This window comes from Streptosporangium lutulentum, assembly GCF_030811455.1.
Classification (GTDB): Bacteria; Actinomycetota; Actinomycetes; order Streptosporangiales; family Streptosporangiaceae; genus Streptosporangium; species Streptosporangium lutulentum.
Window position 1 is genome coordinate 5,099,978 of record NZ_JAUSQU010000001.1, and the last position, 12,246, is coordinate 5,112,223.

General features: G+C 69.3%; 8 protein-coding genes. 2 read left to right on the forward strand and 6 right to left on the reverse strand.

From position 1 onward, the window contains the following. The first annotated feature begins 24 nt into the window (after positions 1-24). Positions 25-555, forward strand: a complete 531-nt coding sequence (locus J2853_RS22805) for an O-acetyl-ADP-ribose deacetylase (protein WP_307561124.1) — start codon at positions 25-27, stop codon at positions 553-555. A 13-nt stretch (positions 556-568) separates the two neighbouring features. Here J2853_RS22805 and J2853_RS22810 read toward each other — a convergent pair whose 3' ends face one another. The 4 genes from J2853_RS22810 to J2853_RS22825 all read right to left on the reverse strand — a co-directional run bounded on the left by J2853_RS22810 (position 569) and on the right by J2853_RS22825 (position 3,768). Then, a complete protein-coding gene (locus J2853_RS22810; RefSeq protein WP_307561125.1) occupies positions 569-808 on the reverse strand; it encodes an SPW repeat domain-containing protein in 240 nt (79 codons plus the stop codon). Next, positions 805-1,206, reverse strand: a complete 402-nt coding sequence (locus J2853_RS22815; protein ID WP_307561127.1) for a hypothetical protein — start codon at positions 1,204-1,206, stop codon at positions 805-807. The genes J2853_RS22810 and J2853_RS22815 overlap by 4 nt, the downstream gene beginning before the upstream one ends. Then, positions 1,203-2,897: an MDR family MFS transporter gene (locus J2853_RS22820; protein WP_307561129.1), complete on the reverse strand. Its 1,695-nt coding sequence runs from the start codon at positions 2,895-2,897 to the stop codon at positions 1,203-1,205. Before J2853_RS22820 ends, J2853_RS22815 begins: the two co-directional genes overlap by 4 nt. Positions 2,898-3,159: 262 nt before the next feature. Next, complete coding sequence (locus J2853_RS22825) at positions 3,160-3,768, reverse strand: SUKH-4 family immunity protein (protein ID WP_307561131.1); 609 nt, start codon at positions 3,766-3,768, stop codon at positions 3,160-3,162. Between the two features lie 145 nt (positions 3,769-3,913). Between J2853_RS22825 and J2853_RS22830 the strand changes: the two genes are divergently transcribed. Beyond that, a complete protein-coding gene (locus tag J2853_RS22830; RefSeq protein WP_307561133.1) occupies positions 3,914-5,170 on the forward strand; it encodes an MFS transporter in 1,257 nt (418 codons plus the stop codon). A gap of 182 nt (positions 5,171-5,352) precedes the next feature. Here J2853_RS22830 and J2853_RS22835 read toward each other — a convergent pair whose 3' ends face one another. Beyond that, positions 5,353-5,871 carry a hypothetical protein gene (locus J2853_RS22835; RefSeq protein ID WP_307561136.1) on the reverse strand — a complete coding sequence of 173 codons (519 nt, stop codon included), beginning with the start codon at positions 5,869-5,871 and terminating at the stop codon, positions 5,353-5,355. A gap of 5 nt (positions 5,872-5,876) precedes the next feature. Beyond that, positions 5,877-12,107: an RHS repeat-associated core domain-containing protein gene (locus J2853_RS22840; protein WP_307561138.1), complete on the reverse strand. Its 6,231-nt coding sequence runs from the start codon at positions 12,105-12,107 to the stop codon at positions 5,877-5,879. Between the last annotated feature and the right edge of the window lie 139 nt (positions 12,108-12,246).

A 12,246-nucleotide genomic window follows, 5' to 3' on the forward strand; every position in this document is an offset into this window, starting at 1 on the left:
GACTACCGTGAAAGGTCACACTCCATGAGGATCACCCTGGTCCAGGGAGACATCACCGCGCAGGACGTCGACGCCGTCGTCAACGCCGCCAACTCCTCACTCCTGGGAGGCGGCGGGGTCGACGGGGCGATCCACCGGCGCGGCGGCCCCGCGATCCTCGCGGAGTGCCGGGAACTGCGCGCCTCGCACTACGGCAAGGGGCTGCCGACCGGCCAGGCGGTGGCGACCACCGCGGGTGAGCTCGCGGCCCGCTGGGTCATCCACACCGTCGGCCCCGTCTTCTCCGCCGCGGAGGACCGCTCGGACCTGCTGGCCTCCTGCTACCGGGAGTCGCTCCGGGTCGCCGGCGAACTGGGTGCGACCAGCGTGGCGTTCCCCGCGGTGTCCACCGGGGTCTACAGCTGGCCGATGGACGACGCCGCCCGCATCGCGATCGACACCGTACGCGCCACTCCGACGCAGGTGACCGACCTCCGGTTCGTCCTGTTCACGCAGGACGCGTACACCGCCTTCGAGGAGGCGCTCGACGCGGGATCTCCCGGCCAGGACGGCTGACGTGATCGTGTGGTCACTGGTGGGCGGATGATCTGGGGCCCTTGGCGTACAGGTCGGCGACGTGACCCGCGAGCACGGTGAAGAAGCCGGTGAAACCGAGCAGGGCGAGCACCGCGCCGACGATCACATCGTTGCGCGTGGCGGCCGTCCACGTGGCGCCGTCCGGTTGCCGTCCGGTCACGAACGGCGCGGCGACCAGCCAGATTCCCGTGACGAAGAGCAGGCCGATGCCGATGATTCCCAGTCTGCTCACTGTTCCTCCTTGGGATGCCCGCCGGTCGTGCCGCCGGAACGCCTGCCCGCGTGCTCCAGCTGATCGGCGGCCAGTGCGGCCACCAGGGGCTTGAGCAGGCCGTGCAGGTCTTCGATCGTCGGCGCGGGTTCGGCGGGGAGCGGCTCGTCCGGTGCCTCGGGCCGCGCGGTGGGCCGCTCGGGGAGAAGCCCGTCGGCGCGGAGCCGGGCACGCCATTCCCGCGCCCACACCAGGATGGTGACCAGGGAAAGCCCGCACACTCCCGCTCCGGCCCACAGGTCGGCCTTCGACGCGCCGCTCCCGGAGGGGTAGTTCAGCGCGTACGGTGCGAGCAGCAGCCATACCCCTGCGCCCAGCGCGGCGGTCGCCGTGATCAGGCCGGCCAGGTAACGCGTCATTTCATCTCCTTTTCCGTCAGTGCCGCGAGGAGGACCTGTCCGGCCAGTGGCCTGAGGATCCGGCGAGAGGCCATTCGGGCGCGGGTGACGTCGTCACCGGCCTGCTCGGCGGGGATGAGCCGCGCGGCGGCCGCGACCAGCCGCGGTGATCCGCCGTTTTCGAGCCGGTCGGCGAGCCACGACAGGGCGACGCCGGTCACCGCGAGGGTCACCGCGCTCGGCTGGGCGGGCGCACCCCCCTGCAGCGGTATCTCCTTCAGGAACAGCGCGAGCAGCAGGCTGGCGATCGCGAACGGTATCGCCCACAGGTAGACGGCCTGGACGGCCGCGGTGAACGCCTCGAGCAGTTCTCCCAGCTGCGCCGCGGGAAGCCGTCCGAGAAACCCGGGATCGAGCTGTACGGCCTGCGCCGGCAGGCCGGCCCCTCTCAGTTCCTCCTCCAGGGCACGGATCTGGATCGTGCCGAACAGCGCGGTCCCCAGCGAGCCGCCGAGCGTGCGGAAGAAGGCGATCGCGCTGGACGCGCTGCCGATGTCGCCGGGCCGTACCGCGTTCTGCGTCGCCACCAGCGGCACCTGCATGAAGGCGCCCACCCCGAGGCCGACCACGACGGTGAAGGCCAGGATCACGGTTACGGAGGTGCCGACCTCGACGAGGCTGAGCAGGTAGAGGCCGGCGGCCAGGATCGCCGCGCCCAGGACGGAGATCGTCCTGTAGCGGCCCGTCCTGGAGATCAGCCATCCGCTCACCATCGAGGCGACGATCACCCCGCCGGTCAGCGGGACAAGGGCGAGCCCGGATTCGGTGGCCGTGTCGCCGCGGACGATCTGGAAGTAGGCGGGCAGGTAGACGATGCCGCCGAAGAGCGCGGCCCCCGACAGCAGCGACAGTCCGGCGCTGACCGCGACCACGGGGTGGGTGATGACTCGCGGCGGCAGGATGGGTTCGGACGCCCTGCGCTGCCAGGCGCCGAAGGCCACGGTCAGGCAGACGCCCACACCCGCGAGGCCGATGATCTGCCAGGAGGACCAGTCGTACGTGCGGCCGCCCCACACCGTGACCATCAGGATGCAGCACACGGCGGCGGTCAGGAGGGCGGCCCCGAGATAGTCGATGCTGTGCTGCACCCTTCTGCCGGGCAGGTGGAGCGTGACCGCCACCACCGCGAGGGCCACCGCCCCGAGCGGAAGGTTGATCCAGAAGATCCAGCGCCAGGTGGCATGGTCGGTGAAGAATCCTCCGACCAGGGGCCCGGCGACGCTGGCCAGGCCGAACACGCCACCGAAGAGTCCTTGGTAGCGCCCCCGGTCGCGGGGTGGGACGACGTCGGCGATGATCGCCATCGCGAGCGCCATGAGACCGCCGCCGCCCAGCCCCTGCACGCCCCGGAAGACGATGAGCTGGGTCATGTTCTGGGCGAGACCGCACAGGATGGAGCCGATCAGGAAGATGACGATCGCGCTCTGGAAGATCCGCTTACGGCCGTACAGGTCGGAGAGCTTGCCGTACAGCGGGGTTCCGGCCGTCGAGGCGAGCAGGTAGGACGTGACCACCCAGGAGAGCTGGTCCAGCCCGCCGAGCTCCTGCGCGATCGTCGGCAACGCGGTGGCCACGATCATCTGGTCCAGGGCGGCGAGCAGCATGGCGAGCATGAGTCCGGCCATCACGAGCCGGATCTGCGCGCGAGTCAACAACGACAACCCCCGCTTCGGTCACGATTTGTAGCGATGACCTTACGCAGAGAGTTCGTTCGACGCATGGAGAATCGATATATCTTCCGTCATACGGCTCTGACCATTGGTTTTGCGAAAGGGCGAGCGGTGGGCACGCCTTCGGTCCGCAGGTGCCGTCCGCGAACGGTCCGCCCGGCGGTCTGTCACCAAAACGATCACCTTGACACCGGTCGGCCGTGCCGTACCGGCATGGCCGGGAACAGTCGTGGAAAGCTGTCCTTTACGGACGCTTTTCTTGTTCTACAAGCTCTGTAATCCCATTCTGCAGGAGATTACGCACATACCGTAGGACCGAAAACCAGGTCGATTCGGGATGCTCCATGGCGACGGCGTCCGCTCGGCGCATTCGGCACAGCAGCCTCCGCTCGGCGCCCTCGGGGTCGACGCCTTCGTCGGTGCCGGCCTCGGCGTCGTACTCGGGCCGCTCCTCTTCCAGCGCGTGGAGGAAATACGCCAGCGTGTCGATGCCTGTGTTGAGCAGGTGTGGAGGACCGTTCTCCGGGATGGAGTACACCACCCCCGTGTCCGTGTCCACGATGACGTCGTCCAGGGCTATCCCTCCCAGGGTCAGCCAGGCCGACATGTCGAACGGGCAGTTCGGATGCCTCCGCGCGACTGCCTGCCACGCATCGCCGCCGATCCGCAGATCGCCATCGAGAAGCCAGTGGTCTGCCTCGAACCAGCCAACCTGGTCCGGCAGACCGATTTCCCGCAGGAAGGCCCGGGTCGGCTCGTGCGCGATCGCGGCGAGTGCGCGGTCGTCCAGGGTGACCAGTTCGTCGGCGGGAAACACGGACTCCATCGTGATCCGGTCGATCAAGGGGCTCATGGATCCACATCCTTGCGCTGAGGGGTGGTCCGCGGCGACCGATGCCCCGCGTACGCGGGCGATCGGTCATCCCGAATATTGAAGCGACATCGCGGCCGAAGGACGACAGGATGAGGACTCTTTAGGGTTGTGAAGGAGTCAGCAGGTGCACAGTTACCGCCGCGATCTCGACATGCTCCGAGATCGGCGCTTCACCCTGCTGCTCGCCGCCCGGACCATCTCGGTGCTGGGCAGCTCGTTCGCACCCGTGGCCCTCGCCTTCGGCATCCTCGCCCTGCCCGGTGCGACGGCCACGACGTTGTCGGTGGTCCTCGCCGCGGAGGCCCTGCCGACGGTGGCCTTCATGCTTGTGGGCGGGGTGATCGCCGACCGGTTGCCCCGGCACCGGGTGATGATGGCCGGTGAGACGATCAACGCGGGGGCGTTCTTCTGTCTCGCCGCGATGCTGCTCACCGGATGGACCCCGCTTCCCGCCCTCGTGGCGGCGGCGGCGATCAGCGGCATCGCGATCGCGATTCTTTTCCCCGCCCTGACCGGGATCATCCCCGACGTCGTCCCCGCCGACCGGCTGCAGACCGCCAACGCCCTGCTGGGACTGGGCGCCAACATCTCACGCGTCGCCGGGCTCGTCCTGGGCGGAGCCACGGTGGTCCTGCTCGGCGGCGGCTGGGCGCTGGTCGTCAGCGGCGCCATGTTCGCCGTGGCCGCCGTGCTCGTCGCGGCGCTGCGCCTCACCCCGGCGCAACGTTCCGCGTCCGAGCGGCACTCGGTCCTCGCCGACCTGCGCGACGGCTGGCGTGAGTTCATCTCCAGGCAGTGGCTGTGGGTCGTGGTCGCGCAGTTCTCTGTGCTGGTGATGGCCGTCCAAGCCGCGCACGGCGTGCTCGGGCCGCTGATGGCCAAGGAGCATCTGGGTGGAGCGGCGGCCTGGTCGGCGATCCTCGCCGGCGAGGCGATCGGCATGATCGGTGGCGTCTTCGTCGCGCTGCGGCTGCGGCCCCGCCGTCCCATCCTGGTCGCCACGCTTCTCACCCCGCCCACGGCGTTGCCCTACCTGCTGCTCGGCCTGGGCGCCCCGTTGTGGATGATCATCATCGGGGCGGTGGTGATGGGCGTCTGCTTCGACATCTTCGGCGTGCTGTGGAGCACCACGATGCAGCGGGAGATCCCGGCCGACTCCCTGTCGCGCGTCAGTTCCTACGACGCCCTCGGGTCCCTGATGTTCGGCCCGATCGGCCTGCTGCTGGCGGGGCCGCTGGCGATCCTGACCGGCCCGAAGCCCGCCCTGCTCGGGTGTGCCGCGATCGTCGTCCTGGCCTCTCTCGCCGCGCTGCTCTCCCCGGAGGTGAGAAGGCTGCGGGCCCCGGCACCCGCCGAGGGGGATGGGGTCGCGTCACACTGACGCCGTGGAGGTCCGGGGCCCCGGCGTTCCCGGTGCGGCTCTCCTCGCCTGACCTGCGTGCTCATCGGCGGGTCATGCCGGGCACGCCGCCGGCGCCCGATCTCCTCGGCCTCAGCCGCCGAGCTCCGTCGTCACAGCGTAGGCGATGACACGCCTCGGTCCGGCGGAGAGGACCGCGCCGGTCACGGCGTGCAACGGTCCGGGTCGCCGTTCAGGAAGTCGTCCCGGTCCGTTTTGGTGTTCTTGTCCCCTCCGGCCCAGGTCAGCACTTCCCCGCTCTTGAGCCCCGCCAGGTCCTCGACCGCGAACGGGACCCGTCCCCTCAGGCCCCTGTTGCCCGCACTGCCGGCGACGTTCGCGACGTACGGGACGCCCTCCCGCAATGCGGTGAGCTCGCCGCCCGTGGAGCGCCAGCCCTCGGGCGGGTCCTGGAAGACCCGTATGTCGTGCACCGACCCGGTCCAGCCGCCGTTGTGCACGCTCCAGCCGACCGGCTCGCCGTCGTCGCCGGTGTCGGCGATGACGGAGAAATCTCGCGCGACATAGCCGGGGCAGTCGGCCACCAGCAGCCTGACGCCACCGTCCTGGACCCCGTTCGACGGCGAGGACGGCTTTCGGCACGGGTGTGCACCCGTGCCGAAGAAGGCCAGGGCGATCGACGCGACGACCGCGTATCCGCGCCCCGGCCTTCTTCGAATCATCGTCTCTACTGCCTGGGCCTGTATTCCAGCGGCTCCCACTCCAGGTAATGGCCCCACCACAGATTGGCGCTCTCCTCGAAGCGGTTGACGGCTGCGGGATCACCCACGCTCTTGTTGGAGTGCAGAGCAGCGGCGCCGTAGTCGGCGAGGAAATCGGTGGCGTTCTTGTAGCGCGACCACTGCTGCGAGTGCACCGCCTCGTGCTTCTCGAGGTTCGGCCCGTACTTGTCCGCGGTCTTGCGGCCGGCGACCTTCGCAATGTCGTCCCGGGACTCCTTCTCACCCCGCAGCCGCTTCTTGAAGTTCTCCTTCGTGGACGGGTAGAAGTGGACGTCCCCGATCGTCATCGGCTGGTCGCCTCCGGGGGAGCCGCCGTAGCAGATGTACTGCAGGGAACGGCGTTCGCAAGTGCCGCCGTTGTAGGCCAGCGCCGCTTGGTACGTCGCGGCCATCACGTTCGCGCCGTTGAAGTTGTTTCCCCAGTGGAACGGCTTGGTGAGGAGCGCCCTCACCAGATTGATCCCGTTGTTACGCGTCCTGCAGCCGCACCCGCCGGGCGGCGGCTTCGGCGACGGGCCCGCGGACGGCCTCGGCGTGGCCTTCTTCTTTTTCTTCTGCATATGGGGCGGGGTGGCGAGGTGGGTCTTCGGGTTGTAACCGACCTGCTTCTGCACCTTCTTCGAGCAGTACTTCAGGTCGTACTGGCAGGAGTTGGGCTTGGACCCGATCTCCTCGCCCGTGGGGTCGCTGAACGTGACGGGGTTGTTGTTCCCGTACGAGTAGCCGTTCAGGGACTGACTCTGGTCGGTGGAGAGCACGGGGTCCACGCTCAGGAACCTGCCGATGAGCGGATCGTACATGCGGGCCCCGACATAGGTGAGCCCGGTGGCGGCATCGGCGGGTTTGCCGAGGAATCCCTTGTCGTCGGGCCAGCCGCCGCCGACCGTCGTGCCGCGCGGCGCGCCGAACGGGGTCGTGTAACGCTTGCTGATGACCTGGCTGCTCGCGTCGACCGCCAGCGAGGACGTGCCGTGCGCGTCGCCGGCGAGGAAGGAGACCTTGTTCGTCCCCGTCTCCCCGGTACGCACCGCGACCACCTGGGCGTTCGCCGCGTAGAAGCGGCTGCCCCAGGTCTTGACGGTGCTTCCCGTCTTCTTCGAGTGGATCTCGGTGGCGCCGAGATAGAGCACGCTTTCGCCGTCGCCCACCGCGCGGCGGATCAGCAGCGACCCGTCGGCGTCGTACAGGTAGGCGGTCTTTTGCGCGCCCTGGGTCAGGGTGGCGATGCGGCCCCGCGCGTCCCAGGTGAGAACCTGGCCGCCGCGCCCGGTGGTGTTGCCGGACTTGTCATAGGAGTAGGTGGCGGGTGTGCCCGTGCAGGAGCCGGTGGTCGAGATCGAGGTGAGGGCGTGCCGCTTGACGGTGTCGCCGTAGCAGTAGGCCGAGGAGGTGGCGGTGGAGCCGTTGTACTTCGTCTCCGTGGCTCGCAGGCCCGCACTGTTGTAGGTGTAGCCGGTGCGGTACGGGGCCGCGCCGCCGAGTGTCTTGCCGGTGCAGTCGTCCGTGGCCGGCGTCCACGCCTCGGACAGGCGGCGCTGCCCGTCATAGGTGAAGCACTGGATGTCGCTCGCGCCCGCGCCGTCCTGGGTCGGGGTGTCGGCGATCTTGATGACGTTGCCCGCGTCGTCGTAGTGGTAGGTCAGGTCCTGCGGTTTGACCGGCGTGGACTGAGTGGTGACGAAGGACCTCTTCAGCCGGTCGGTCCCTTCTTCGTAGCTGTTGTTGATAAAGGTCTTCTTGGCGCCCGTCGCTCCCGACAGGCCGAGGGTGAACTGCTGGGCCTGGCCGAGGGCGTTGTAGCTGGCCGCCTGGAGGTAGTCGTTGGTGCCGGTGACTTTGACGACCTGTCCGGTCGGCGTGTAGGTCAGGCTGACGGTCTCGGCGGCGAGACCTCCGGCCGCGGGCTCGGTGGAGTTCTTCAGGGTGCCGTCGAGGTTGTAGGCGCTCGCGAAGGTGTAACGGCTCTGGGCCGCTCCCGACGTGACCATCGGGTCGTTCGGGTCGATGGCGATCTCGGTGCTGGTCGCACGGTACTGAAGGTCGTAGGCGAGGACCTTTTTGGTGTACGCCTTGCCCGAGGCCCCGCCGTCGTAGCTGGTCGACGAGGTCAGCAGGCCCTTCGCCAGCGTGTCGTACGTCCAGGCGGCGAGCTTGCCCGCGTCGGTGCGGGATCCGGACCACAGCCCGGTCTTACGGCCGAGCTCGTCGTAGCCGTACAGCAGCACGGTGCCGTTCGCGCCGGTCACCGTGTCGGGCTGGTCGAGCGCGGTGTAGCGGACGGTGCTGTCGCCCTTGTCGGGGTCGGCTATGCCGGTCTGCCGCCCGTAGAGGTCGTAGGTGTAGGACCATTTCGAGCCGTCGGGGCCGGTGAAGGTCCGCTCCCGGCCGTCGGGCGTGTAGGTGAAGGAGGTGGAGGCGTGGCCACTGGACGTCAGGGCGCCGTACTGGGTGTCGGCGGGCGAGGGCGAGTTGTACTCTCGGCCCTCGACGGTGCGTCCCAGCGCGTCGGTGATGGTCCGGGTCGCCTTGCCGCCGGCCGGTGCGCCGACGGCGGTGGAGTCACCGGTGTAGGAGGTGGTGGTCGTCCATTTCCGCACGCCGTACGTGTGCAGCGTGGTGCTGATCCCGCGGCCGGCGCCGTCGAAGACGATGCTCGTCTGCTTGGGCGCCTCGCCGTACTCCTCGCGGGTGTAGGTGGCGTTCGGGGTTTGCGTCGCGTCGAAGATGTCGGCGTACGTCTCGTAGGCGAGGCCGCGTGAGTCGTAGCGGGTGTCGGTCAGCAGCCGCCCGCCGTTCGGAGTGGGCCGCTGCGTCTGCATGGGCCGCAGAAGCGAGTCGAAGATCTCGTACGACCAGGTGGCCGTGGTGGACGACTTGAGGGTCGAGGTGCCGATCGCGGGCGCCTTGCCCCGTTCGTACACGTAGGAGTAGGCCATGCTGGCGGTCTGGCCGCCGTCCTTGCTCCGGTCCGGCAGCCACACGCCGGTCAGCCGGCCGAGGCCGTCGTAGGTCTGCTCGGTCTTGGCGTTGTTCGAATCGTAGGTGCGCAGCGGCAGGCCGCGCGTCCCGTCGAGGAAGGTGGTGACCTTCTGCTGCCTGGCGTTGGTGACCGCCGTCCCGGTGGGGACGCCGGCGCCCGCCGGGGTGTACGCGGTGACGGTGACGCTGCCGCCCGCGTCGGTGACGGTCAGCGGCCTGCCCAGCGCGTCGTAGGTGGTCCTGGCCGTGCTCTGCCAGCCCGCCGGGGGCCGGTCGTCGCCGGTGACGGCGGCCGGGTAACCGGTGGGCCGTCCCGTCCAGGTCGCGTCGCCCTTGACCGGCTTCTGGCCGGCGGACCAGCCGGTCGCGGTGGCGTTGTCGTAGACGACGGCCGTATCGGACAGCACGTCGCCGGCGGTTCCGCTGGTGGTGGGCAGCGACAGGTCGGCTTCCTGTACCGAACAGGCGCGGCCGACCTCGCGGGTGCGGGAGACGAGCGCGTTGATGCCCTTGGCGTCGTCTCGTGCGTACCAGGTGCGGGTGCAGGTCTCGTCGCCGCTCTTGGCGGTGTCGCCCGTGCTGTCCTGCCTGACCTCCATGCCGTAGCCGTCGAACGTCGTGGAGGTGGTGACGGTGCGCCAGGTCTTGGGGACGGTGAGGTAGGTGTGCTCCGACGTCTTGCCGATGCGCACGTAGTAGGCCTCGGTGTCGGCGTACGACTTGTGCTGGGTCGCGGTCCTCGCCGCCCAGGGGTCGTTGACCGTCACGTCGACGGGGTCGGTCCCGTTGTAGTCGATCTCCTCGCGGGTGACGCCCGCGTACTGCTCGGAGTCGACGAGGTCGGGGACGTCGAGCCCGGCGACGTCGAGGCCGGGCACGGAGACGACGCGCCGCTTGTCGGGGTCGACAGCTCTGGGGGTACCGGCCTTGAGCAGCCGGTCGCCGTTCATGCCCTGGAGGTAGACGGAGACGTTCTTACTGCGGGTGCCGTCCGCGTCACCGACGTACGTGGTGACCTTCTGGTAGCCGCGCCAGAGCGACCAGGTGCGCTCGTCGGCCGGGGTGAACGGGCTGTCGTTGTAGTGCCAGGCCGGCTTCTCGTACTCGTAGGAGTACTCGGTGAGCGGGTTGTACCCCGCCGGATCGGCGGTGTTCACCGCGAGCACACGGTACTTGTTGAACCAGTCGATGGCCGCGTCCGTGGCGCCGTTGATGTGCCAGAACTGCGGATAGCAGGACAGGGAGTTGTCGTCCTCTGCCTTCGGCATCAGTGATCCGCGAACGCATTCGGGCTCGTTGTAGCCGACCGTGGTGATCGCGCCGGTCTCCGAGGTGATCGTCTCGATGCGCGGCCTGGTCAGCGGCAGGATGTTGCCGCCGCCCGGCTGGGTGCCGCCCGCGACCCGGTTGGGTCGCATCAGATACGTGAAGGAGACCGGGTCGAGCGTCAGGGGCGTGCCCGAGGCGCCGGTGCGCACGATCGACATCAGCGACAGCGCCTGGTCCGCGGAGGTGCCGATGTCGCCGCCGTCCAGATACTTCTGGGTGAACGCCCAGGAGTCGACCGGCTTGTACGCGGTCCCCGACAGCACGGACGACTCGATCTTCACCAGTCGCTTGCGCGAGAAGAAGGCGGGGCTTTCCGTGCGGCAGTCCTCCTTGCCCTTGTCCTTGGCGCAGATGGCGTCGAAGGGGACGTCGGGCCAGTTCTTCGCCGTGTCCTTGGTCAGGCTGTCGCAGTCGGAGGCCGTACAGCGCTCGGCGTAGAAGAAGGTCACCTTGTCGGGTGCCTCCGCGGTGAAGAGCGTGCCGGACCGCTGCCCGTAGAGGATCTTTTCGAGGTAACCGCCACGCGTGTAGAGGGTCGTCGCGGTGTCGGCCTTGTTCTTGCGGTAGTAGTTGGTCTCCGCCGCGTACCAGTACGACATGGCGTTGCCGTGGGTGTCCTCGACGTAGTCGAGGTTCCACCGCCACGCCTGGGTGAGGGAGCGGTCGGCGAAGGCGCCGCCCTTGTCGTGGCCGGGCTCGCCGGAGTCGTCGCCGTACACCGGGACCGTCCACACCGAGTTGGTGCGCTGGGTGCCCGCGCCGGTCAGCTTGTTGAGGCCGAAGACGTACTTGGTGCCCTCGCCGGTGATGACGGTCCAGTGTTCACCGTCGTTGTCGCCGTTGTCGGCGCCCGTGGAGCGGGTGACGGTGGAGGCGTCGTCGTTCTTCAGGCGCCATCTGCCGGTGCTGTCGTCCTTGACGAGTTCGCTGGACTTGCCGTTGAGGACGAGTGAGGCGTTGTCGTACTTCCAGCACAGGTCGCGCTGCTTGTCGTGGCCGTCCTCGTCACAGGAACCGTACTGGCGGTCGATGTAGGAGGTGGCCGCCAGCTCGAAGCCCTCGCCGACCGAGGTGCCCTGGTTGTTGCTGGTGGACGTGCGCCCGTCCACGGCGCCCGAGTCGTAGCTCAGGTCGAGCGAGGGTTCGAGTTCCGTCGCGGACTCCACCGGGGCCATCGGGTACGACCAGGTGAAGGAGCCGGAACCGCTGCCCGCCTCCCAGGTGGACGACGGGGCCAGCGGGGTGGCCGCGTAGTTGCCGCTGCCGTCGGACGCCTCGCCATCCGCGCCGGGGGCCTCGGCGGTCAGGGCCAGCACGGCCGGAACCGCCCCCAGGGTGACCGGCGCGGAGAGCGTCTGCGCGGTCGCGGCGTTGTCGGAGTCCAGCGGGGTCTGGGTGCGGCACTCGTCCTGCCCGGGCGTGGTCAGCGCGCAGGCGGGCAGTCGCACGAGGTGGAGACGGCCGCTCCATCCGCCGCCGTACGCGGAGGCGAAAGCGGCGTAGTCGACGCTCAGCTTCGCGCTGCCCTCGGTCGGTGCCGACGCGGTCAGCAGCACGCCGTCCACTCCGGCCGCTTCGGTGGCGGCGCGGTCGAGGACCTGCACGCGGGCCGCCGTGCCGGTCGCTGTGCCGGTCGCTGTGCCGGTCGCTGTGCCGGTCGCCGAACTCGGGTCCGTTCCGTCCGCCGCCGTCAGGGCGACGGGCAGCCCGCCCACGGTGGCCTCGCCGCCGACCGGAACGTCCGCCGCGCCGGCCTCCGGCCACCGGCCGGCCGTACGCTCCTCCTCGGCCCGCTTCGCCGAGGCGTCGTTACGCGCCTTGGACGCGGCGACCCTTTCGCGGGCCTCCTTGGCCCCGGTCGCGTTCATCACCCTGACTTTGCTGGACCGTTGTTTCGGTACGGCGGGGGCGCCGGGTGGCTCGCCCGCCGCGAATGCCACGGGCGTCACCCCCATGGGTAAGAACACCACCACCGCCACCGCGGTCACCAAAGCAGCACGTATTCCG

What these genes read in the sequence shown, in the direction of transcription:
- J2853_RS22805 (WP_307561124.1), top strand. Translation starts at nt 25, where the DNA reads ATGAGGATCACCCTGGTCCAGGGAGACATCACCGCGCAGGACGTCGAC.
- J2853_RS22815 (WP_307561127.1), bottom strand. Translation starts at nt 1,206, where the DNA reads ATGACGCGTTACCTGGCCGGCCTGATCACGGCGACCGCCGCGCTGGGC.
- J2853_RS22825 (WP_307561131.1), bottom strand. Translation starts at nt 3,768, where the DNA reads ATGAGCCCCTTGATCGACCGGATCACGATGGAGTCCGTGTTTCCCGCC.
- J2853_RS22835 (WP_307561136.1), bottom strand. Translation starts at nt 5,871, where the DNA reads ATGATTCGAAGAAGGCCGGGGCGCGGATACGCGGTCGTCGCGTCGATC.
- J2853_RS22840 (WP_307561138.1), bottom strand. Translation starts at nt 12,107, where the DNA reads ATGAACGCGACCGGGGCCAAGGAGGCCCGCGAAAGGGTCGCCGCGTCC.